The 23106-nt window shown below is 65.9% G+C and carries 16 protein-coding genes and 1 pseudogene; 6 read left to right on the top strand and 11 right to left on the bottom strand.

Features of this window, described 5'->3' with window-relative positions; translation table 11 throughout:
* Nucleotides 1-260: 260 nt before the first annotated feature.
* Complete coding sequence (gene rsgA, locus ACN2C7_RS09205; protein WP_419321214.1) at nucleotides 261-1328, bottom strand: ribosome small subunit-dependent GTPase A; 1068 nt, start codon at nucleotides 1326-1328, stop codon at nucleotides 261-263.
* Between the two features lie 167 nt (nucleotides 1329-1495).
* Here rsgA and ACN2C7_RS09200 point away from each other — a divergent pair.
* Together ACN2C7_RS09200 and ACN2C7_RS09195 are read left to right on the top strand one after the other, a co-directional pair.
* Nucleotides 1496-1645, top strand: a pseudogene (locus tag ACN2C7_RS09200) (hypothetical protein); the annotation flags it as partial.
* A 391-nt stretch (nucleotides 1646-2036) separates the two neighbouring features.
* Nucleotides 2037-2393 carry a hypothetical protein gene (locus tag ACN2C7_RS09195; RefSeq protein WP_419321213.1) on the top strand — a complete coding sequence of 119 codons (357 nt, stop codon included), beginning with the start codon at nucleotides 2037-2039 and terminating at the stop codon, nucleotides 2391-2393.
* On the opposite strand, the gene ACN2C7_RS09190 is transcribed toward ACN2C7_RS09195, so the two are convergent.
* From ACN2C7_RS09190 to ACN2C7_RS09160, 7 genes are all read right to left on the bottom strand, one after another.
* Nucleotides 2390-3496, bottom strand: coding sequence for a PfkB family carbohydrate kinase (locus ACN2C7_RS09190; protein WP_419321212.1), 1107 nt, complete (start codon nucleotides 3494-3496; stop codon nucleotides 2390-2392). The two genes, ACN2C7_RS09195 and ACN2C7_RS09190, sit on opposite strands and share 4 nt — an antisense overlap.
* The gene (locus tag ACN2C7_RS09185) at nucleotides 3497-4171 is read right to left on the bottom strand and encodes a bifunctional 4-hydroxy-2-oxoglutarate aldolase/2-dehydro-3-deoxy-phosphogluconate aldolase (RefSeq protein ID WP_419321211.1); all 675 of its coding nucleotides are present in this window, start codon (nucleotides 4169-4171) and stop codon (nucleotides 3497-3499) included. It abuts the gene before it with no gap.
* Nucleotides 4172-4789: 618 nt separating this feature from the next.
* Entirely contained in the window at nucleotides 4790-7516 is a 2727-nt protein-coding gene (ppc, locus tag ACN2C7_RS09180) for a phosphoenolpyruvate carboxylase (protein ID WP_419321210.1), read from the bottom strand.
* A 167-nt stretch (nucleotides 7517-7683) separates the two neighbouring features.
* Nucleotides 7684-8454: a 2-dehydro-3-deoxy-D-gluconate 5-dehydrogenase KduD gene (gene kduD / locus ACN2C7_RS09175; RefSeq protein WP_419321209.1), complete on the bottom strand. Its 771-nt coding sequence runs from the start codon at nucleotides 8452-8454 to the stop codon at nucleotides 7684-7686.
* Between the two features lie 147 nt (nucleotides 8455-8601).
* Nucleotides 8602-9450, bottom strand: coding sequence for a 5-dehydro-4-deoxy-D-glucuronate isomerase (kduI, locus tag ACN2C7_RS09170; protein WP_419321207.1), 849 nt, complete (start codon nucleotides 9448-9450; stop codon nucleotides 8602-8604).
* Nucleotides 9451-9465: 15 nt separating this feature from the next.
* Nucleotides 9466-10920, bottom strand: a complete 1455-nt coding sequence (uxaC, locus tag ACN2C7_RS09165) for a glucuronate isomerase (protein ID WP_419321205.1) — start codon at nucleotides 10918-10920, stop codon at nucleotides 9466-9468.
* Between the two features lie 111 nt (nucleotides 10921-11031).
* Complete coding sequence (locus tag ACN2C7_RS09160) at nucleotides 11032-12102, bottom strand: LacI family DNA-binding transcriptional regulator (RefSeq protein ID WP_419255859.1); 1071 nt, start codon at nucleotides 12100-12102, stop codon at nucleotides 11032-11034.
* A 181-nt stretch (nucleotides 12103-12283) separates the two neighbouring features.
* On the opposite strand from ACN2C7_RS09160, the gene ACN2C7_RS09155 reads away from it, so the two are divergent.
* Both ACN2C7_RS09155 and ACN2C7_RS09150 read left to right on the top strand, forming a co-directional pair.
* On the top strand, nucleotides 12284-13792 hold the full coding sequence (locus tag ACN2C7_RS09155) for a UxaA family hydrolase (RefSeq protein WP_419321204.1): 1509 nt from the start codon (nucleotides 12284-12286) through the stop codon (nucleotides 13790-13792).
* Nucleotides 13789-15234 (top strand): mannitol dehydrogenase family protein, encoded by a 1446-nt coding sequence (locus tag ACN2C7_RS09150; protein ID WP_419321203.1) that lies wholly within the window; start codon nucleotides 13789-13791, stop codon nucleotides 15232-15234. Before ACN2C7_RS09155 ends, ACN2C7_RS09150 begins: the two co-directional genes overlap by 4 nt.
* A gap of 6 nt (nucleotides 15235-15240) precedes the next feature.
* Here ACN2C7_RS09150 and ACN2C7_RS09145 read toward each other — a convergent pair whose 3' ends face one another.
* Together ACN2C7_RS09145 and ACN2C7_RS09140 are read right to left on the bottom strand one after the other, a co-directional pair.
* On the bottom strand, nucleotides 15241-15801 hold the full coding sequence (locus ACN2C7_RS09145) for a sugar transferase (protein ID WP_419321445.1): 561 nt from the start codon (nucleotides 15799-15801) through the stop codon (nucleotides 15241-15243).
* Between the two features lie 13 nt (nucleotides 15802-15814).
* Nucleotides 15815-18463 (bottom strand): polar localization protein TipN, encoded by a 2649-nt coding sequence (locus ACN2C7_RS09140; protein WP_419321201.1) that lies wholly within the window; start codon nucleotides 18461-18463, stop codon nucleotides 15815-15817.
* 640 nt (nucleotides 18464-19103) lie between these two features.
* Between ACN2C7_RS09140 and cysD the strand changes: the two genes are divergently transcribed.
* Together cysD and cysN are read left to right on the top strand one after the other, a co-directional pair.
* Nucleotides 19104-20021, top strand: coding sequence for a sulfate adenylyltransferase subunit CysD (gene cysD, locus ACN2C7_RS09135; RefSeq protein WP_419251633.1), 918 nt, complete (start codon nucleotides 19104-19106; stop codon nucleotides 20019-20021).
* Nucleotides 20022-21935: a sulfate adenylyltransferase subunit CysN gene (gene cysN / locus ACN2C7_RS09130; RefSeq protein WP_419321200.1), complete on the top strand. Its 1914-nt coding sequence runs from the start codon at nucleotides 20022-20024 to the stop codon at nucleotides 21933-21935.
* On the opposite strand, the gene ACN2C7_RS09125 is transcribed toward cysN, so the two are convergent.
* Nucleotides 21923-23089: an MFS transporter gene (locus tag ACN2C7_RS09125; protein ID WP_419251635.1), complete on the bottom strand. Its 1167-nt coding sequence runs from the start codon at nucleotides 23087-23089 to the stop codon at nucleotides 21923-21925. The two genes, cysN and ACN2C7_RS09125, sit on opposite strands and share 13 nt — an antisense overlap.
* Between the last annotated feature and the right edge of the window lie 17 nt (nucleotides 23090-23106).

The following is a 23106-nucleotide window of genomic DNA, read 5'->3' as shown; positions in this document are numbered from 1 at the left end:
AGTGTCTAGGAACAGTTCCCTAGGGTGGTAAGCGAACGGTGAACCGGGGCTTAGCTGTGTTGGGGTTGGCCGTGGAAAACCACAACCGCCGAACGCCCCCTCCGTCACGCTGCGTATTCGCAGCGCGCCACCTCCCCCGCACGCTACGCTACGGGGCAGGAGGGTGACGCTGCTCTTCTCCTGCCCCGCTTGCGGGGGAGGTGGCGTGGCGCCGATAGGCGACGTGACGGAGGGGGCGATGCTGCGTCAGACGCCCCACCTCACCCGCCCCGCAGATCCTTCTTCGTCGTCCGATAGGCCTTCTGCAGCGAGAGCTGCCGACGGCGGTCGGCCTCCTTGGCAACGCGTACGGCCTTGCTCTCCACGGCCGCCAGCTCCAGCCCCAGCTTCTGGAACGACGCCCAGCGGTCGGGGTCGAGCGCGCCGCTCTCCAGCGCGCCGCGCACCGCGCAGCCGGGTTCATTGGCGTGGCCGCAGTCGCGGAACCGGCATTGCTCGGCCAGGCGCTCGATGTCGTCGAACACCACGCCCAGTCCCCCCTCGGCGTCGATCAGCCCCACTTCGCGGATGCCGGGCGTATCCAGGATCATGCCGCCGCCCGGCAGCAGGACCAGCTGGCGATGGCTGGTGGTATGGCGCCCCCGGGCGTCGGTCTCGCGGATCGCCTGGGTGGCCATCCTGTCCTCGCCCAGCAGCACATTGACCAGGGTGGACTTGCCCACGCCCGACGAGCCGATCAGCACGCAGGTTTCTCCTGCCGCGATCTGGGCGCTCACAGCGTCCAGACCCGCGCCCTCACGGGACGACACTGCGATCACCGGGCAGCCCGCCGCCAGGGCGGCGACGTCATCAACCAGGGCCTGCGGCGCGTCGGAGAGGTCAGACTTGGTCAAAAGCACCACCGGCCTCGCGCCGCTCTGCCAGGCGGCGGCCAGATAGCGCTCGAGCCGACGCGCATTGAAATCGGCGTTCATCGAGGTGACCACGAACGCCACGTCGATATTGGCGGCGATCACCTGCAGGGTCTGGACGCTGTCGGCGGCCCGCCGTGCGAAGGCGGTGCGGCGCGGCAGGATGGCGTGAAGGGTGGCCGAGCGTTCGGCCAGATTGGTCGTCAGCGCCACCCAGTCGCCCACCACCGGGACGCCGGCCTCGCGGGCCTCGTGCAGCAGGCGGCCGGACGGCTTGGCGCGCAGCTCGCCCTCGTCGGTGGCCACCACATAGGCCCCGCGCCGCTGCACGATGACACGCCCCGGGGCGTGTCCGGCGCGGGCGTGCGGTTCAAAGTCCCGCGCCAACGCGTCGGACCAGCCATATTGATCGATCAAGGGCGGTGTCTTTCAACTCGAAGCCGTCAGTCTAGCACCCCGCACCGGGCAAGGCTTCATCCAGGCCGCATCCGGCGTCGATCTTGTATCCTCCCGGCTTCCCGCGCCTAACCCGCTGAAATCGCTGGCCCGGAGCGCGCCAAGTCCCCCGAGATGCGCACCGCCGTATACTGTCTTCACCTCAGGGCGATGGGGAGGGCGCGCGGCCAGCGACCTTCGCGGCCCTGGGGTGTGGTCGAGCGGGACTGGGGTCGAGGGGGATACTCGACCGGTCCGGGGATCTGGTTGCTGGCCAGACCCGCCCGCCGTCGGCGTGGATGGAGATCAAGGCGCGTGTTGGTCAAGTCTGGCTCCGTGTCCTCCGCCTTCGCCCTTCCCGGGAAACCGGGCGGGCGAGTTCTGGTAAGGCGTCAACAGCGCCACCCGCCGGAACGCTGACGGATAACGATCGCGCGGGGCGTCAGAGCTTCGTCGAAACGGTATTTTCTACTTCTCATCCGGGCGTCGCCCGGACGCCTCGCACCCTCCCCGATCTTCGCAGCGAAAGCGCGAGGCGGCGAAGCCGTGTCCACCAGACCTGCCCCCTACGGATCGCGGAGCCTGTCCTCGGGCGCGCGCTTCGCGCGACCCGGGGGCGATCGTCTTCCCCCAGGGGGGAAAGATGAGAGGCGCCGACCTTCTTATCGCCAACCGAAAGGAACCCATCAAATGCCCAAACCGCGCACACCCCGCCCCGGCCCCAAGCTCCCGACGCGATCCCGCAACCAACGCGCCCATTCAGAGGAGCGTCTCAAGAAGAAGCTCATCGAACGCCTCGCGGCTCTGGCGGACATGTACGAGCGCCGCAGCAGGAACACCTACAGGGACAATATCGGCGCCTTTATCTATCTGAACGAAGGCGATCCCGTGCCCGAAGGCCTGATCAAGGTCGAATACGACAAGAACGGCCTGGAGACGCCGCCCTACGCCAAAGAAAAAGCCCCCGGCCTTGCGGCCGAGGGCTCTGTCGATTTTGTCATCCCGGCCGAAGAGCCGAGACCGCCGCGGATGCGGCGCCTGGACTAGCGGATGACCCGCGCGCCCTTGCCCTTCATCACGGCCTCGACCTCGGCCTGGCGCACCATCGAGGTATCGCCCGGGGTGGTCATGGCCAGGGCGCCGTGAGCCGCGCCGTACTCGACGGCGGCCTGGGGGCCCTTGCCTTCCATGAAGCCGAACGCGAGACCGGAGGCGAAGCCGTCGCCGCCGCCGACGCGGTCATAGATCTCGAGGTTCTCGCGCATCATCGACGAATAGAACTCGCCGCCGGCGTACAGGATCGCCGACCAGTCATTGACCGAGGCGGTCTTGGCGTTGCGCAGGGTGGTGGCGGCGACCTTGAAGTTCGGGAACTGCTTTACGGCCGTCTCGATCATCTTCTTGAAGTTGGCCGGATCGATCGCGCTGATGTGCTCGTCCAGGCCTTCGACTTCAAAGCCCAGGCAGGCGGTGAAGTCTTCTTCGTTGCCGATCATCACGTCCACATACTGGGCGATGTGGCGGTTGACCTTCTGGGCCCCCTCCTTGCCGCCCTGCGACTTCCACAGGCTGGCGCGGTAGTTGAGGTCATAGGAGATCACGGTGCCGTACTTGCGAGCCACTTCGACCGCTTCGATCACGGCTTCGGCGGTGTTGCTGGCCAGGGCCGCGAAGATGCCGCCGGTGTGGAACCAGCGCACGCCTTCCTCGCCGAACAGCTTTTCCCAATTCACTTCGCCGGGGCGGATCTGCGAGGCGGCCGAGTGACCCCGGTCGCTGCAGCCCAGGGCCGGACGAACGCCAAAGCCCTTCTCGGTGAAGTTCAGGCCGACGCGGGTGTTGCGGCCCAGACCGTCAAAGTCGCGCCAGATGATGTGGGAGGTGTCGACACCGCCCTGCATCATCAGATCCTCAACCAGCCAGCCCAGATCGTTCACCGGCAGGGCGGTGACGGCGGTCGAGCGCTTGCCCCAGCACTTCTTGAAAGCGCGGGCGACATTGTATTCGCCGCCGCCTTCCCAGACGTTGAACTGGCGAGCGTTGCGAACCCGGCCGAAGCCGGGGTCAAAGCGCAGCATCACTTCACCGAAGGACGCGCAATCCCACTTCGTTTCCGAAGCCGGGCGGATGTTGAGGATGTTGTCGGTCATTTAGGCCTTCCCACGAACCTTCTTGATGAGGTCCACCGTCTCGCGGACCTTGGCGGTGATGCCGGCATAGTCGCCGGCGTCGAGCATTTCAGGGGTGATGAGCTTGGAGCCCATGCCGGCGGCGACGATGCCCGCGCCGAACCACTTCTTGACCGAGGCTTCGTCCGGATCGACGCCGCCCGTCGGCATGATGCGGGTCCAGGGCATCGGGCCCAGCACCGCCTTGACGAAATCGGGGCCGCCGACCGACGAGCCGGGGAACACCTTGACGATCTCGCAGCCCAGTTCTTCGGCGTAGGAGATTTCCGAGGCCGAACCGCAGCCCGGCGAATAGGGGATCTTGCGGCGGTTGCAGACCTTGGCGACGTCGGCGTTGAGGATCGGGCCGACCACGAACTTGGCGCCGTTGGCGATGTAGATGCCGGCTGTCGGCGCATCGACGATCGAGCCCACGCCCATGATCACGCGCTCGTCGGCCGTGGCGAAGTGCTTGGTGACTTCGTAGAAGACGTGGCTGGCGAAGTCGCCGCGGTTGGTGAATTCGATGCAGGGCGCGCCGCCGTCGGCGCAGGCCTGGATGACCTTTTTGCAGACCTCTGCGTCGGGATGATAGAAAACCGGGATCACACCCTGGTCCATCATGGCGGTCAGAACCGCCATACGATCTTTCACCATCACATAGTCCTCCAAAAGCATCGTTCGTGCGTGCGGGCCCCCTCAGGGACCCGTCGCAGGGAAGATTTCGCCGGTATTGGCTCAGGGCGATCGTTTAGACCGCGTCGCGCGCGGACGCCACTGCGTGGCTGCCGCTACGTCAAACAAAGGCGCGTTCGCGCCGCCTTGTTTCCTTCCCCAATGTCCTCTTCGTCACCCGCCCTCGTAAAAGTGAGGGCGTCGAGTCAGACCCGACGCCCCGAAGTTTGCGCAGGAGCGAGCTCAAAAGAGCCGCAACGAGACGGGCCGACGACGTCGTTCCGAACCGTAATGATACCGGTGTCATTTCGAGACAGGCTCGTGGCGCCACCGGTGTCATTGCGCAGATAATCAGAAACCCGTGGTTTAGGCAAGCGTCCTAGTGGTCAGAAACTTCCGACTTAAGCCTATGGAATTGCAGGAAATTCGCGTTTTGATGAACAACCTCATCCTCACACCCGCTCTCCCCGGCGAAGGCCGGGGCCCAGATCGAACCCAGAGAGGTATCGACCTTGGCGAATCCGAAGGCGCGTCATCCCCAAATGCTCAGGCTGAATCTGGGCCCCGGCCTTCGCCGGGGAGAGCGGAACGAGGGAGGTCTCAACCAGTGTTGCGCAAACCCGCCGCGATCCCGGCCACGGTCAGCTGAATCGCCAAACGGACGGCCTCGTCCTGGTCTCCGCCCCGACGCCGCGAGAGCAGTTCCAGCTGCAGATGGTTCAGCGGATCGACCGACAAACCGGCCAGGGCGACCGACTCGGCCAGCTCGGGCTGGTTGTCGAGCAGGGACGTTCCGCCCCGGATGGTCAGGGCCAGGCGCTGGGCGGCCTCGTGCTCGGCCTTGATCGTTTCGAAGATCCGGGTGGCATTGGCCGGATCGGTCGACAGGGCCACATAGCGGGCGGCGATGCCCATATGGCTCTGGGCCAGGGCCAGCTCCATGTTCGACAGCAGGGAGGCGAAGAAGTCGAAGCCGCCGGCCAGGTCCTGCAGTTGGCCGACCGACAGCCCTGCCCGCTCGACGCCAGCGGCGAAACCGTACCAACCGGGCAGCATGAACCGCGACTGCGACCAACTGAACACCCACGGGATGGCCCGCAGGTCCTCGATCCTGCGGCTGGCGGTCCGGCTGGCGGGGCGCGAACCGATGTTGAGGCCGACGATCTCGCCGATCGGCGTGGCCGACCAGAAGAAATCCTCGAAGGCGGGATCGTCATAAACGAGGGCCCGATAGCCCTCGAACGAGGCCTGGGCCAGGGCGGTCATGGCCGCCTCGACCTTAGGGTCGGGACGCACAATGGGTCGATCGCTGGCCATCAGCACGGCGGCGGCCAGACCGTCCAGATTGCGGCGGGCGGTGGGCTGATCGCCGAAGCGACGGGCGATCATCTCGCCCTGCTCGGTCATGCGGATACGGCCCTGAACGGTGCCGGCCGGCTGGGCCATCACCGCCTCGGCGGCGGGGCCCCCGCCCCGGCCGACGCTGCCGCCCCGGCCGTGGAACAGCTGCAGACCGACGCCCATCCGGTCGGCCTCGAAGGCCAGGGCCGAAGCGCCCCGGGCGACGCCGCGCCGGGAGGCGACATAGCCGCCGTCCTTGTTGCTGTCGGAATAGCCGAGCATGATTTCCTGCACCGGCCGGTCGCCCAGGATGGTGCGGCTGATCGGCAGCTCCAGCCACTGGCGCAGGACGCGGGGGCCCTGCTCCAGGTCCTCGATGGTCTCGAACAGCGGACTGATCTTGACCGACGAGCGCGGCGCGGCGCCGCCCCAGACCAGGCCCACCTGCTTGAGCAGGACCAACGGCTCAAGAATGTCCGACAGGGTCGCCGACTTGGAGATCACATAGGCGCCAAGGCACCCGTGGCCATAGTCGCGCACCGCCTGGGCGGCGGCCTCCATGGTCGCCAGCTCGCGACGGGTCTCCTCGCCATAGGCGGTGAACGGCGAGACCAGCGGCCGCTGGTGCGACAGCTCCTCGATCAGGACCTTGCAGCGGTCCTCCTCGGGCAGGTCGAGATAGCGAACCCCCGTGCCGGCCCGCTGGAACAGCTCGTGCAGCGTGCGCTCATGAACATCGGCGTTCTGGCGCAGGTCCAGGCTCATCAGGTGGAAGCCGCAGGCCTTGGCCACCTCGACCAGGGTCCGCAGGGCCGTCCCGACCAGACGCTCGCCGCCGTTGCGCTCCAGGCTGTCGATGACGATCGACAGGTCGGCGACAAACGCGTCGGGATGGGCGTAGGGCTCAACGTCCGTCCGCCCGTTGGCGAAAGCGACCCACTGGTTGGTCAGCTTCTGGGACACCGCCGACAGGCGATCAAAGATCAGTTCCAGCACCAGGCGATAGGGCTCATCGATGCGGTGGACCGACGGATCCGTGGCCTGGCCCGCCAAGGCCATCAGCTCGTCGGACACCGGCGTATAGGCGGTCGAGATCGCCAGGTTGGACCACAGCTTGCGGACCTCGGCGGCGTACCAGTCGAGGATCACCCGCGACTGCGAACTGAGCGCCAGTTTCAGGGTCTCGCCATTGACGCCGGGGTGACCGTCGCGGTCGCCGCCCAGCCACGAGCCCATCTTCAGCAGCGGGGCCAGCTCGGCGTTGTGAGCGATCTGGGCGGTCCAGTCGCCGTACAGGTCGATGATGGCGGGCAGGATCGAGGTGCGGACGATCGACAGGGCGTTGCGGATCTCGTCCTTCACGGTGATCCGCTCGGGGCGATACAGGCGGGTGCGCCACATCAGGGCGATCTCGCGGAACAACCGCTCGCGGATGTCGCTTTCAAGGTCAGCCGGCAGGTGGTGGCGGCGCAGGGCCATCAGCCGCGAGATCTCGGTCTCCCGGTCCACCATCGAACGACGCCGCACCTCGGTCGGGTGGGCGGTCAGGACCGGCACCACGTTCATGGCGGCGAAGATCCGGGCGATATCGGCGTCGGTCTTGCCGCCGGCCTTCAGCACGCCCACGGCATCGACCAGAGTGCGGGGCCGCTCATCGCCCGGCTGGGCGTCAGCCTCGGCGTGGCGGCGGCGACCGGCGACATCCTCGCCGATATTGGCCAGCAGCGAATGGCTGGCGAAGGCCCGGGCCAGGAACACGGCCTGGTCGTTCGACAGATCGGCGAACAGATGGTCCAGAACCGGCGCTTCACCGCCCTCTTCCTCGCGGGACGAAGCCTTGCGGGCCTTGGTCACCAGGGCGGCGGCCTCTTCGCCCTCCAGATAGGCGATGGCTTCGGCCAACAGGTCGCTCAGCAGGTTGGCGTTCTGGCGGACGTGGCGGCTGGTGGGACGATCACCGCCGAGCGACAGGGCCGGGTTACGCATAAGCGAGCTCCGCTGACGCCAGAGGCGCCTCTACAGAAGGATGAACCTAGACGCCCTGCCCTATTCGGCGCTGACGTAGCGGCGCCCTTAGCGCGCTTCGCCGTCCGGGAAAACCCGGACGGCACGATGGTTGCGCTACCACCGGATATATGCGTAAGTTTATGCCGTTAGCGGGCCAGCCAGCCGCCGTCCACGGGCAGAGTAATCCCCTGGACATAGTCCGCCGCCGGCGACGCCAGGAACACGGCGGCGCCGCCCAGGTCGCTCGGCTTGCCCCAGCGTGCGGCCGGGATGCGCGCCAGGATCGAGGCATTGCGGTCGGCGTCCTTGCGCAGGGCCTCGGTGTTGTTGGTGTCGAAATAGCCCGGCGCGATGGCGTTGACGTTGATGCCCTTGGTCGCCCACTCGTTGGCGAGGATCTTGGTCAGGCCAGCCAGACCGCTTTTCGACGCCGTGTAAGACGGCACGCGGATGCCGCCCTGGAACGACAGCAGGCTGGCGATGTTGATCACCTTGCCGGCGACGCCGTCGACCGGGCCTTGCTTCAGCGCCTGCCTGGCGAAGGCCTGGGTCAGGAAGAAGACGACCTTCAGGTTGGTATCCATCACCGCGTCCCAGTCGGCCTCGGAGAAGTCGATGGAGTCCGCGCGGCGGATGATGCCGGCGTTGTTGACCAGGATATCGACCTTGCCGAACGCGGCGACGGTCTCGTCGATCACGCGCTGGACGGGCTCGATCGAACCGAAGTCGGCCTTGATCGACAGGAATTTGCGACCCGTCGCCTCTACGGCGGCCTTGGTCTCGGTGGGCTCGCTGCGACCGGCGGCGGCGATGTTCGCGCCGGCTTCCGCAAGCGCCACGGCCACGGCCTGACCCAGACCGGTGTTGGCGCCGGTGACGAGCGCGACCTTGCCTTCGAGGCTGAACGGATTGGCCATGGTGAGTTCCTGTTCAAAAATCTTGTCATCCCGGACGGCCTGAAAGGCCGATCCGGGACCACCGCAAACGCAGGCGCTTGTGGCGGTCCCGGCTCTTCGCTTCGCTGCGGCCGAGATGACAACCGCAGAGAAATGAGCTCGAAAGCCCTACTTCAGCTGGCAGATGTCCAGCACGTTCATGTCGGTATAGTCGAGGTTCTCGCCGCCCATCGCCCAGATGAACGTGTAGCTCGAGGTGCCCGAACCCATGTGGATCGACCACGGCGGGCTCATCACGGCTTCCTCGTTGGCGATCACGATGTGACGCATTTCGTCCGGCTCGCCCATGTAGTGGAAGACGCGGTCGTTGGCGCCCAGATCGAAGTAGAAATAGGCTTCCGAACGGCGGTCATGCAGGTGGGGCGGCATGGTGTTCCAGACGCTGCCCGGCTTCAGGACGGTCATGCCCAGCAGCAGCTGAGCCGACTTGCAGGTGGTCGGCACGATGTACTGGTAGATGGTGCGCTCGTTGGAGGTCTCCAGCGCGCCGCGCTCCAGCGGGACAGCGTTGGCGAATTCCAGCTTCTTGGTCTCAAACGCGGCGTGGGCCGGCAGGCTGGTCAGATAGAAGCGGGCGGGGTTGGCGGCGTCGACGCTCTCGAACACCACGTCCTTGGAGCCCATGGTCACGTAGATGCCGTCCCGCGGCTCGATGTCGTAGACGACGCCGTCGACCGTGACCTTGCCCTTGCCGCCGCCGACGTTGATGGCGCCCAGTTCGCGGCGCTCAAGGAAGGGGTGGCCAGCGGCAGAGGCGGGCTCGGTCTGGTCGGGCAGCTTGACGCCCTTCGAGATCGGGGCGGCGCCGCCGATCACGAAGCGTTCGGCGTGGTTGTAGTGCAGGACAATGCCGTCGTCTTCGAACAGGCCGTCCATCAGGTAACGATCACGCAGATCGTCATTGCTGACCGAGAACATCATGTCCGGATGGGTGGCGTGATAGGTCTTGCTGAACATTCTGGAGCTCCGGTCTTATTGGGCAGCTTGGACCGACGAAGGCGTCGGCCTGGGTTGGTCGAGTTTGTAGGCGCGCTTGGGCAGGTTGTAGGTCAGGTCAACGATCAGTTCCTGGGCCTCGACGAGGTCCATGCGGTGTTCGGCGACCATGCGGGCCAGGAAGCTGCTGTCGACGCGGCGGGCCACGTCATGGCGAGCCGGGATCGACAGGAAGGCGCGGGTGTCATCGTTGAAACCGACGGTATTGTAGAAGCCCGCAGTCTCGGTGACCTGTTCGCGGAACCGCATCATGCCTTCGGGGCTGTCGTGGAACCACCAGGACGGACCCAGCTTCAGCACAGGATAGTGGCCGGCCAACGGGGCCAGCTCGCGGCTGTAGCTGGTCTCGTCCAGGGTGAAGAGGATGATCGACAGGCGCGGATCGTTGCCCAGCTTGGACAGCAGCGGCTTCAGCGCCTTGACGTATTCGGTCTGCACCGGGATGTCGGCGCCCTTGTCGCGACCGTGCGAGTTCAGCAGGCCAACATTGTGATTGCGATGCGAGCCCGGGTGGATCTGCATGACCAGCCCGTCATCCAGGCTCATCTTGGCCATTTCCGTGAGCATCTGAGCGCGGAACAGCTCGGCCTTTTCAGGCGTCACCTCGCCCTTCACCAGGCTGAGGAAGAGAGCCTCGGCCTCGGCGGCGGAAAGATCGGCGGTCGCGGCGGTGGGGTGGCCATGGTCCGACGAGGTCGCCCCCGCGTCGATGAAGGCGCCGCGACGGATGCGGTGGGCTTCCAGATAGCCCTGCCAGCTATGGACGTCCTGACCAGAGACCTCGGCGAAGCGCTCGAAGGCGCGCGGCGAACGCTCGTCCTCAAAATCGATCACCGCGTCGGGACGATAGGCCGTGATCACATGGCCGCCCCACCCGCTGTCGCGGATGGCCTGATGGTGCTTGAGGCTCTCGTGCGGGCCCTCGGTGGTGGCCAAGGTTTCGATATTGAACCGGTCGAACAGGGCGCGGGGCCGGAACGCGTCGGTTGCGAGGGCCTCATTGATAGTGTCGAAATAGAGATCCGAGGTTTCGCCAGAGAGGAACACCTCGAAGCCGAACACCTGGCTGAACACGTGATTGAGCCAGATCCACGACGGCGTTCCGCGAAACAGGTGGAAGTTCTGGGCCAGCAGCCGCCAGGCCTCGCGCGGATCGGTCGCGGGGACGCCCGACTTGGAGCGCACCTTCAGGGCGTCCAGCGAGATCCCCTGGCTGTAGAGCATGCGAAACAGGTAGTGGTCCGGGGCCAGCAACAGGTCGGTGGCGTCCTGGAACGGCGCGTTGGTCGCAAACCAGCTGGGATCTGTGTGGCCATGCGGGCTGATGATCGGCAACGCCTTGACCGCTCCGTAGAGCTCGCGCGCGATCGATCGCGTACGCTCATCTGCCGGGAACAGTCGGTCGTCGTGGAAAATCAGCGGCCTGGCCATGGATTTCTCCTGCTTCCTCTCCAGCCAGCGGCTTATCAGTCCACCGCTTCTGACCCGCGCTTGGTAACCGGTGTCATGTTTGGATGCAAGCCAGCCCTTCGTGAGGGCAGCCTACACCGAAGGCGCAGGGCCAGACGACTCCCGAACGACCAAGGTCGGCTCAGTGCGGGCGGGATCGCGCTCTTCACGGCGCTCACGGCGCTCCGCGTCGATCAGCTTCTCGGCCGCCATTCGCCCGATCTCGCGGGTGGGCGTACGGATGGTCGTCAGCGGCGGCCAGACCGCCTGGGCGATCTGGAAGTCGTCGAAACCCACCACCGTGAGATCTGCGGGGACATTCAGCCCCGCCTTGCGCGCCGACTGCAGCACGCCAGCCGCCATCTCATCATTGCCGGCGAAGATCGCAGTAGGACGGGGCGTTCGCGCCAGAAGTTCGTCGCCGCAGGCCACGCCGGACTCAAACGTATAGGCGCCCTGAATGATGTCACTTGGCTCCAGCTTCAGGCCGCGTTCGGCCAAGGCCGCCTCGAAGCCCCCTCGCCGCTCATGCGACGAACGGAAGGTTTCAGGGCCAGAAATGAAGGCGATGCGCCGATGACCGAGATCGAGGATGTGGCGTGCCGCCTGCGCGGCGCCCATGCGGTCGTGACCGACGATCATGTTCTCGGGCTTGTCGAGTTCGACCGACGCGATCCGGATATAGGAACAACCGATCTCGTTGAGCAGCTTGGCGACACGCTCGTCTTCCGAAACCGAAGGCGGCAGAACAACGCCATAGAGCTTCTGCCGCTCGACGAAGGTGCGGACGTCGGCCAGAAACGTGGGACTGGCGCGGTTGCAGGGGTGCACCACCAGTTCGAAGCCCGAGCCGCGCATGCCATCCAGCAGTCCCAGCTGCATGTTCACGACATACTGCGGATTGGGGTTGTCGTAGATCATGCCGATCAGGAACGACCGGCGAAACGCCAAGCCTCGGGCCTGGGGATCGGGCGCGTAACCCCACTCGGCGATAACAGCCTCAATCCGCTCGCGAGTCTCGTCGCGTACGAAAGGCGACTGGTTGATCACGCGCGAGACAGTCTTCTTGGAAACCCCGGCCAACCTGGCGATGTCATTGATCGTGGCACGCTTGCGTCCCCCTTCAAGGCCGCCCTCGCGTTCGTTGTCGCCCTGCGACGGCATAGGCGGTTTTGATGAATTCACGACGTTTCCATGCAACTTTGAGCGCTCTATATCGTCATACTCTACACCTGCCGCCCTCGCCACCAATGGACGAAACGAGCGTTTGCAACAAATCTGACACCGGTTACCATGCCGCCGAACGAGGTTTCGCGGCTGAGAATGTCACCGCACGAAGGCATGAATGACCCAGGCAAGCTCTGTTCGCAGCGAATCGATTCACGACGTCGATCCACGCGATCACGTGGCGACAGCGCTGCGGGATATCTTGGCGGGCGAGCGGCTTGAGTTGCACGGCCGATCCGTTGTGGCCCGCGCCGATGTGCCCAAGGGCCACAAGATCGCCATCGGTACAGCGGCCATCGGCGACGATGTGCTTAAGTATGGTTGGCCAATCGGGCGCGCGACCATGGACATCGCCATTGGCGATCACGTCCACATCCACAACGTCGAGACCAAGCTCTCGGGCGTCGAAGGCTACGCCTGGCAGCCCTCGATCCTCGCGCCTATCGCCGCCCCCGCTGATCGCACCTTCATGGGCTATCGCCGCCTCACTGGCCGGGTTGGCACGCGGAATGAGATCTGGGTGCTTTGCACCGTGGGCTGCGTCGCCAACACCGCCCGCCGTATCGCTGAAAAAGCCAATGTTCGCTTCGCTGGCCGCACGGACGGGATCTTCGCCTTTCCCCACCCCTTCGGCTGCTCGCAGCTTGGCGACGATCTGTCCCATACGCGCAAGCTGATCGCCGCTCTCGCTGCGCACCCAAACGCGGGTGGCGTGCTGATCCTGGGCCTGGGCTGCGAGAACAATCAGTTGAAAGCGCTGCTCGAAAGCGCTCCGGATCTCGACACCGCGCGCCTTCGCTCATTCACCACCCAGACGGTCGACGACGAACTTGAGGATGGCCTGGCCGCGATCGAGGACCTGATCGCCATCGCCGAAAAGGATATGCGCGAGCCCTGCGCCGTCTCCGACCTTGTGGTCGGTCTCAAGTGCGGCGGGTCGGATGGCTTTTCGGGCATCACCGCCAATCCCCTGGTCGGCCGTATCGCCGACAAGGTGTCGGACGCGGGCGGCACACCGGTGCTCACAGAGATTCCGGAAATTTTTGGCGCAGAGCAGATGCTACTGGCGCGCGCCACCACCCAGGCGGTGTTCGACAACGCCGTGCAGGTGATTGACGACTTCAAGCGCTACTTCATCGACAACAAGCAGCCGATCTACGAGAACCCCTCCCCCGGCAATATCGCCGGCGGCATCACGACCCTGGAAGAGAAATCCCTGGGCGCCGTGCAGAAGGGCGGTCGCTCTGCCCTGGTCGAAGTGATCCGCTATGGCGACCGCGTGGCCCCCCATGGGCTGACCCTGCTGGAGGCCCCCGGCAACGACGCGGTCTCGTCGACGGCGCTAACCGCGGCGGGCGCCACGGTGATCCTGTTTACGACCGGTCGCGGCACGCCGCTGGGCTTTCCTGCGCCAACACTGAAGATCGCTTCGAACAGCGGCCTCGCAGCGCGCAAGCCTGGCTGGATCGACTTCGACGCCGGCGTCGTGCTGTCTGGTCAATCCATGGACGACGCGGCCGAGGCTCTGATGGATCTCGTCATCGAGACAGCGTCCGGCAAGGCCACCAAGGCAGAACTCAACGGCGAGCGTGAAATCGCCATCTGGAAAAGTGGTGTGACCCTGTGACGGCTCTTCCCGTATCTTCCGCCCTACGCCTTCGCGCCACCAGTTGCCCCGCCGCGCTTCCGGGCGTTACTCAGCCCGCCTACGACCGCGACCGTGTAACCGTCGGTGTTGTCCATCTTGGCCCCGGTGCGTTTCATCGCGCCCACCAAGCCTACTATTTCGACCAGTTGCTGGCGAAGGATCCCCGTTGGGGCATCTGCGCCGTTTCGCTGAAAAGCCCGGGCGTACGCGACGCCCTCGCGCCGCAGGACAGTCTCTACACCCTGGCCCAACTCGACCAGGAGACCACTTTCAGGATCATCGGCTCGATCGTCGAGGTGCTTGTCGCGCCCGAGGATCCGCCGGCAGTCTTCGCGCGTCTGGCCGCCCCGATGACCCGCATGGTCACCCTGACCGTGACCGAGAAGGGTTACTGCCTGTCGAGCGAGGGCGGGCTGGACGAAAGCCATCCCGATATCGTCCATGACCTCGTCAACCCGCGCGAACCGATCAGCGCGATCGGCTATCTGGTCGAAGGGCTGCGTCGCCGCTTCTTGGTCGGCCTGCCGCCCTATGCCGTGGTCGCCTGCGACAATCTCGCCGACAACGGCTGGCGACTGAAGGCCGCCGTCACGGCTTTCGCCGCCAGGGTCGATCCCGAGCTCGCTGCATGGATCGAGGCTGAGGGCCGCTTCCCTCGCACCATGGTCGACAGCATCACGCCCGCCACCGACGACGCGCTGCGAGCTCGGGTCGAAACTGCCACGGGCCTCCACGACGCCTGGCCCATTCAGCGCGAAGCCTTCACCCAATGGGTTGTCGAGGATGTTCTGGGTGCGGATGCGCCGGACCTTGCCAGCGTGGGCGTCACCCTGACCGACGACGTGCGGGGCTTCGAGCGCGCCAAGCTGCGCCTGCTCAACGGCGTGCACTCGACCCTGGCCTATGCCGGGATCCTGCGCGGCCACGAGACCGTATTCGAAGCGATGAGCGACCCCGTTCTGGCCGATCTCGCCCGCGATCTGATGATCCAGGATATCATCCCGACCCTGACGGCTCCGCGTGGCCTGGACTTGTCGACCTATGCCGAAGCCATCCTCAAGCGGTTTCGCAATCCCGAGATCCGGCACCTTCTGGCGCAGATCGCCTGGGATGGATCGCAGAAGCTGCCCTTCCGTATTTTGAGCGCCTTGACCGAGGCGCTTGAGGCCGGGCGTTCGGTCGATCGGCTGGCCATCCCGTTGGCCGCCTGGATGCGTTTTGTGCGCCGGCGCGCGGCGGCCGGAGAGAAGATCGTCGATCCGCTGGCCGACAAGCTTGTCGCGGTCGCCGCGACCTGTTCGGGCGAAGCGAAGGCTGACGTAGCGGCGTTTCTGACGCTGGACGCAGTGTTCCCGCCAAGCTTGGCGGCCAACCCCGCCTTCGTCGCCGCCCTCGAAAAGGCCTATGCCGATCTGGCCTAGGTCAGACTAGCGGGTCACGCCCCGGCCGGTGACGACCGGGGCGACCGTTCTCATCAGGATCAAAAGATCGAACCCGAACGAGCGCCGCGCCAAGTAGTCGGCGTCCAGCGCCACCTTGTCCGGGATGGAGAGCTCGTCGCGCCCGTTGATCTGCGCCCACCCCGTGACACCAGGGCGAAGCCTGTCCACACCCGCCGCCGACCGTGCGGCGATCAGGTCGTCCTGATTGAACAAGGCCGGTCTTGGCCCGACCAGGCTCATATCGCCAACCAGCACGCTCCACAGTTGGGGCAGTTCATCCAGGCTGAGCCGACGCAAAGGCGCGCCGATGGGGGTCAGCCAGTGGTCGGGATCATTGAGCAGGTGGGTCGCAACTTCCGGCGTATCGATCCGCATCGTCCGAAACTTCGGCATCCAGAACAGCCGCGAGTTCTTGCCGACCCGCCGGGACCAGTAGAGCGCCGCCCCGGGCGATGTCATACGAACCAGCAGCCAAAGCACAGCAAACGGCGCCAGCAGGACCAAGAGCCCCACTGCGGCGGCCGCGACGTCGAAGACGCGCTTCAGCATCAGCGTGCGACTAGGCCAGATCGCCGGTCGCGGCGTCCAGCAGCAGATAGGCGCGACCGGCATCTGACGACAGCAAGGCCGCAACCAGGAAGCCTTCGCGATCCTGACCGCCCGCTTCCTCGATCATGCCCGCATAGCGCTTGAGGAACCGCTCCGCATTGGCACGCAAGGTCGCGTCCGAAAACAAGCGCCGCACTAGCCGGCGAATAGCCGCCGGCGCGAGGCGCTTGACCACCTCACGCGCCCCGGAAGAGTCTCGGGTCTGGATGGCGGCGGCGATCTCGTCGATCCGGCCGCGCGGCAACAGGGCATGCGGGTCGATACCCATCGCCGAGATTTCAGCGGCAAGCTTTTCGCCCAGAGCCGCGTCGCCAGGGGAGCTGTTCTCGATTCCGGAAAGCAAGGAACGCCACGACCAGTTCTGCCCGTCAGCACCTTCGGGCGCAGCCGGCCCACCACGACCGCCCGCAGTGTCGAACACCGATCGGAACTCATCATCCGTCACCGTCGGCGTAAGGCGCAGCCGGGGCCGCTGTCCCGGCTCGTCCGCCAGCAGGTCGTCATCCATCTCGGGCGGCAGGGGCGGCGAAATCGGCGGCGGCGCGACAGGCGCGGCCTTTGAGCGGGTCATCGCCGGCTGGGCCGGACGTGCCGGAGCGGGTCCGCCCATCGCGGCGGCGGCTTCACTGAGTGCATCGTAGTTGCGACGCACGCGGTCCTGGAACGCCTGGTCGATCGCCGCCGTTTCTTCCGCCGTGCGGCGGGCGGCAGCCATCAGTTCCTCGATGCCCTTTTCGATCGAGGCGCGAACCTCGACCGCTTTCTGCATCGCCTCCGCCGGCATTTCCGCCGTGCGTTGGCCAACTTCATCCAGCATGGCCTCGAGTTCGCCGAGCGTGCCGCGTGCTGTTACGACGGCTTCGGCCAACTTCTGAGCCGTGCGGGCGCCGGCCTGCTCGACCATCTGGGCAGACTGCTCGATCAGATCGCGCGCCTCTTCCATGCGCGCCTCAAAGACGGTGTCGGCCTTCTGGCCCGCCGCAAAGGCGATCTCGTTCAGTTGATCGACGCGGCCACGCGCCGACTCGACCCTTGCGTCCACACCCTCGCTGGCTTTCAGCGCCGAAGCCGCAAGGGCTTCCATCGCCTGCTTGAGCTCAACCTCAAGCCCTTCGCGTTGTCCGGCGGCGGCGTCGGAGATCGCCGCAAGGACCTTGCTAGTCTCTTCGACCAGGCTTTCGCGCTCGGCCTTGGCGTTCTCGGCCATGTCCTTGAACTGCTCGGAAGCGGCCGAGATCAGCCCGCGCAGCACCTCGGCCCCCATCGCAGCGACATCGCTGAGTTCGGTGGCGCCAACCCGCGTGTAGGACACAAATTCGGTGAGTTGGGCCGTACGGGTCTCCGTCTCGGCCGCGAAATCCTCCTGCTCTGACCGCAGCGACTGGCTGGCCGCGACCAGCGCCGCCCGCTGTTGGGCCAAATTCTTCTCAACCGAACTCATCTGGTCGCCCAGACCCTGTCCCGCCGTTTCCAGGCGCGCGATCTGACGCGAAATATCCTCAGCGCCCACACGAGCCGCGTCGGAGGCTTCAGCGGCGGCGGCGGCCAGATCGGCGGCGCGGGCCGCGAGCGCGGCTTCAGCCTCGCGAAGCTGGGTTTCGGCCAGATCGGACGCCTCGGCGACCATCCGGGCCTGGCTACCGATGGCGTCGACAACAGCGGTCGAACGGGTGTCGAGGGTCAGGGACAGGGTTTCGAGCGCTTGGCGCTCATGGCCAAGCCCCTGTGCAAGCTGGTTTGCCATGCGAGCGGAGTTTGCAGCTGCATCGGCCAGTCGCGCGGTCTCTTCGGCCAGCGATTGGTGCAATGACAGGATGCGCTCCCGCGCTTCATCGGCGGCCAGGGTCGCGCCATCGATCTGGACGCGAATGGCTTCCACCGCGCCCGAGGCGCCTGCGGCGGCCAGGACGGCCGGCGTAACCAAGCGATCTGTAAGGGTGCGCGTTCGACGTAGCTCCGCAGAAACACCCTGAGCCTGACGCAGCAGATACGCGCCCAGCAAGGTCAGCAAGGCCGGCCCGATCGCCAGACCTGCAAAGACCGTCAAGGCGAAGCCTTCCACCTTCAGAGCCGGAACATCGCGGGAATAGCCCAGCGCAAATGCAATGGGCGCCAGCGCCCATAGAGCCGCAGCGGCGACCGCAAAGGTCCAGAAAAGAAAAGCCGGCATGGGGCCGCGCTCGGAGCGATCGGGCAGGTCGAAAGCCTCGCTGGAGCGTCGCATGTTCGCCGTGGCGTCGCGCGTCTCGGCACGGGCCGGGGCCGTATCGCGCTCAGGTTCGACAACGGGAGCCGGCGGTTGAGCCGCACTGGTCGCCAGAGACGTGGCCGACAGAGGTTGCTGCTCGAACGACGCCTGCGAAGGTTCGCTAATCCTTCCCCGGCGCGAAGCGGCCCGCGCCCGAGGTGAGGAAGGCTCTGGCGCCGAGATCTCCAGATCGAGGTCCGTTTCGCTCATTGGCGGATCGACAGGCGCACTGACGTCAGCCTCCGTCTCATCCTCGGCCAACGAGGCTTCGGACGAGGAGACTTGATCCTCTGCGGGCGCCTCCACGGGGACGGCGGAGAAATCGAGCGGTTGGCGCTTCTTAGGCTTCATACACAGCCAGGGTCCCAAGGCGGTCAGCGAAGGGCGAAGACAGTCAACGCGCGCCCTGCCCCTATTTCGCGTAGAGAATGAACCTAGCGGCGAAAAGCCCGCGCGCAAAGCGGCTTCGGTTGAGTTTTAAGGGCTTCACGTCGTCGCGGAGGGCAGAGGCGCCGCTTCAGACCGTTTGCGACGCCCCGCTTGGCGGAGCGACCGTCACCGGACTTTTCATGGATCCACGCGGCGAACGAAAAACCTTGCGTTCGGGCGGCGACTTGGCGACGGGGTGGGTATCGAGCGCAACGCCCAGTTGGCCCAGCGCCAGAGACGACAGCCAGACCACAACTATAGCCAGTATTTCCGCCAGAAAGCTCATGACCGACCCACCGTGCGATAACGGCATTATGCGACAGGCTCGCAGCTTAACCGAGTGAACTTTCGGTCATGATCGCAGAGTTCGGCGCCACCCAAGCTGACAACGCCTCCAGAATTCCACCGCTTGCCCCGGGCCCTCGCGCTGCCTAGTTCGCCAGTACACAGCCCGCTGTTGCCGAATTCGGCGACGATCGGCATTTAATTCTGTTTGCGGACGCTTGTTTTGGCCCCTACCCAGCTTGCATCGATCGCACCCAGCGCTTCGCCGGAACCGTTCATGACCGACATCTCGCCGGCCCGCCTGACGCACCTCCAGCGCCTGGAAGCCGAAAGCATCCACATCCTGCGCGAAGTGGCGGCCGAGTGCGAACGGCCGGTCATGCTGTATTCGATCGGCAAGGACAGCGCCGTGATGCTGCATCTGGCGGCCAAGGCGTTCTTCCCGTCGCGGCCACCCTTTCCGCTGCTGCACATCGACACCACCTGGAAGTTCCGGGCCATGTACGCGTTGCGCGACAAGGTCGCCGCCGACCTTGGATTTGACCTGCTTGTTCACAAGAACCCCGAGGCCGAGGCCAAGGGCATCAACCCCTTCGACCACGGCAGCGCCCTTCACACCGACATGTGGAAGACCGAGGGCCTCAAACAGGCCCTCTCCAAATACGGCTTCGACGCGGCCTTCGGCGGCGCCCGGCGCGATGAGGAAAAAAGCCGCGCCAAGGAGCGGATCATCTCGTTCCGCTCGGCCGAGCAACGCTGGGACCCGAAGAACCAGCGGCCCGAACTTTGGAAGCTCTACAACACCCGCAAGCACCCGGGCGAAAGCCTGAGGGCCTTCCCGATCTCGAACTGGACCGAGCTCGACATCTGGCAGTACATCCACCTCGAAAACATCCCGATCGTGCCGCTGTATTTCGCGGCCGAGCGGCCGGTGGTCGAGCGCGACGGGTCTTTGATCATGGTCGATGACGATCGTTTCCGGCTGCGCCCAGGCGAAGTTCCGCAGATGAAGAGCGTCCGCTTCCGCACCCTGGGCTGCTATCCGCTGACCGGCGCGGTCGAGAGCACCGCCTCCACCCTGCCCCAGATCATCCAGGAAATGCTGCTGGCCACCAGCAGCGAGCGACAGGGCCGGGTCATCGACCATGACCAGTCCGCCTCGATGGAGAAGAAGAAGCAGGAGGGCTATTTCTAGATGACCGTTTACAAGCCCTCCGACCTGATCGCCGAGGACATCGACGCCTATCTGGTCGCCCACCAGCACAAGTCGCTGCTGCGCTTCATCACCTGTGGCTCGGTGGACGACGGCAAGTCGACCCTGATCGGCCGGCTGTTGTACGACAGCAAGATGATCTTCGAGGACCAGCTGGCGGCCCTCGAGGCCGACTCCAAGCGGGTCGGAACGCAAGGTGGCGCGATCGACTTCGCCCTGCTGGTCGACGGCCTGGCCGCCGAGCGCGAACAGGGCATCACCATCGATGTCGCCTACCGCTTCTTCGCCACCGACAAGCGCAAGTTCATCGTCGCCGACACCCCCGGCCACGAGCAATACACCCGCAACATGGTCACCGGCGCCTCGACCGCAGACGCGGCCGTGATCCTGATCGACGCCCGCAAGGGCGTCCTCACCCAGACCCGCCGCCACGCCTATCTCGTCAGCCTGCTGGGCATCCGCCACATCGTCCTGGCCGTGAACAAGATGGACCTCGTCGGCTGGGACCAGCCGACCTTCGACGCCATCGTCGCCGACTTCCGGGCCTTCGCCGATCAGATCGGCCTGTCGGTCTTCACTCCGATCCCGATCTCGGGCCTGGGCGGCGACAACATGGCCAGCAAGAGCGACGCGACGCCCTGGTACGACGGCCCGATCCTGATGGACTGGCTGGAAACCATTCAGGTCGAGGACGATCTGCAGGCCCAGCCGTTCCGTCTGCCCGTGCAATGGGTCAATCGCCCCAATCTGGATTTCCGCGGATTCTCGGGCCTGATCGCCTCGGGCGTGGTCAAGCCGGGCGACCGGATCCGCGTGTTGCCCTCGGGTCGCGAGAGCCGCGTCGAGCGCATTGTCACCCTGCCCGACGACCTGCCCCAGGCCGTGGCCGGCCAGTCGGTGACGATCACCCTGACCGACGAGATCGACATCTCGCGCGGCGACCTGATCGTCGCCGCCGATGCGCCCAGCCCCGTGGCCGGACAATTCGAGGCCACCGTCGTCTGGATGGACGACGAGCCCCTGCCCCCCGGCCGCGCCTACCTGCTGAAGATCGGGGCCCGGACCGTCGGGGCCAGCGTCACCGAGATCAAGCACCGGGTGAACGTCAACACGCTTGAGAAGTCCGCCGCCAAGCGGCTGGAATTGAACGAGATCGGCGTCTGCAACCTGTCGCTCGACCAGGCTGTGCCCTTCGAAGCCTATGCCGATAACCGCGAACTGGGCGGCTTCATCCTGATCGACCGGATCAGCAACCGCACCGTCGGCGCCGGCATGATCAATTTCGCCCTGCGCCGCGCCGACAACATTCACTGGCAACATACGGACGTCACGAAACAATCCCGGGCCGCGCTCAAGGGCCAACGCGGCCAGGTCGTGTGGCTGACCGGCCTGTCGGGGGCCGGCAAGTCGACCATCGCCAACCTGGTCGAAAAGCGCCTGCACGCCCTGGGTCGTCACACCTATCTCCTCGACGGCGACAATGTCCGTCATGGCCTCAACAAGAATCTCGGCTTCACCGAGGAGGACCGGGTCGAGAACATCCGCCGGGTCGCCGAGGTGGCCAAGCTGATGGTCGACGCCGGCCTGATCGTGCTGACCGCCTTCATCTCGCCGTTCCGCGCCGAACGCCGCATGGCCCGCGAGATCCTCGAGGGCGGCGAGTTCATCGAGGTCTTTGTCGACACGCCCCTGGCCGTGGCCGAGCAACGTGACGTCAAGGGTCTGTACGCCAAGGCCCGGGCGGGCCAACTCAAGAACTTCACCGGCATCGACAGCCCCTACGAGGCCCCCGAAGCGCCGGAGCTTCGCATCGACACCACGGCCATGACCCCGGTCGAAGCCGCCGAACGGATCGTGGCCTGGCTGGAAGGCCAGGAGATCGACTACGACATCTGACGGCTGCCGGTGCGGCGGTTGAGGGCGATGGCGCCGGCCAGACCCAACGCCGCCACACCCGCCATGGCCAGATAGCCGTAGGACCCGAAAGCGTCGAACAGCGGCCCCGCGAACAGGGTCGCGACGCCCAGGGTGAAGCCGCCCGACAGGGCCGAGTTGATCGCCTGGGCGGCCGAGGCGTTGGCGGGCGGGGTCAGTTTCTCGATCAGGCGCAGCGAGGCCAGGAAACTGGCCGCGAAGGTCAGGGCGTGCAGAAGCTGCATCGGAAACAGCATCCACAGCGGCGGCGCGAAGGCGTAGGCCACCCATCGCAGCACCGCCGCCGCGCCGCCCAGGATCATCAGCTTTTCCGGCCCCACCTTGCGGCGCCAGGGCTCCAGGAACCACATGAAGGCCACCTCTGCGGCGACGCCGACGCCCCACAGCAGGCCGATGATCGGCTCGGAAATCCCCTGTCCCCGCCAGAGGATGGTCGAGAAGCCGTAGTAGAAGGCATGGGCGCCCTGGATCAGGCCGGCGGTCATGACGGCCAAAAGGAACGTCCGGTCGCGCAGCAGTGAGCCAAGGCCTTTCCAGCGTTCGGATCCGACGGGCTTGGCGCCCTCGGCATGAACGCGTTCAGGCGGGACGAACACCGCCGCCGCCAGAGCCGTCAGGAAAGCCGCTGCGGCGATCCAGATGGGAATGATGGCCGGCGTGGCGACCGCCAGCACGACACCCATGATCAGATTGGCGACAATGAAGGCCGCCGAGCCTGTGCCCCTTGGCAGGCCGTAGTTGAACCCCTCGGTCCGCGCCCGCCGCAGAGCGATGACGTCGACCAGGGGCGAAACCGTCGACAGCAGCGTCTGGCCGATCATCCAGGCGATGGCCAGGCCCAGGGCGCCGGGCGCGATCAGCAGGGCCGCGTAGCCAAGTCCCGCGCCCAGCGACAGCAGCACCATCGGCGAGCGCCGCAGGGCGAAGCCGTCGGCCCACACCGCCAGGGCCGGGCCAGTGAAGGGCCGGGCCAGCATCGGGATGGCCAGGATCAGGCCGATCGCTGCGCCGCTCATGCCGCGATCGCGAAGATAGGTGCCGATATAGGGCAGGCTGACGCCTGTCCCGAGATACATCGCGACGTAGAAAAAGCTGAGCCGCGTCAGGCTGCTCATCGGCCGGCGCGGCCCAT

Source organism: Caulobacter sp. ErkDOM-E, assembly GCF_048541895.1.
GTDB lineage: Bacteria > Pseudomonadota > Alphaproteobacteria > Caulobacterales > Caulobacteraceae > Caulobacter.
This window is presented reverse-complemented; position numbering and strand designations above follow the sequence as displayed.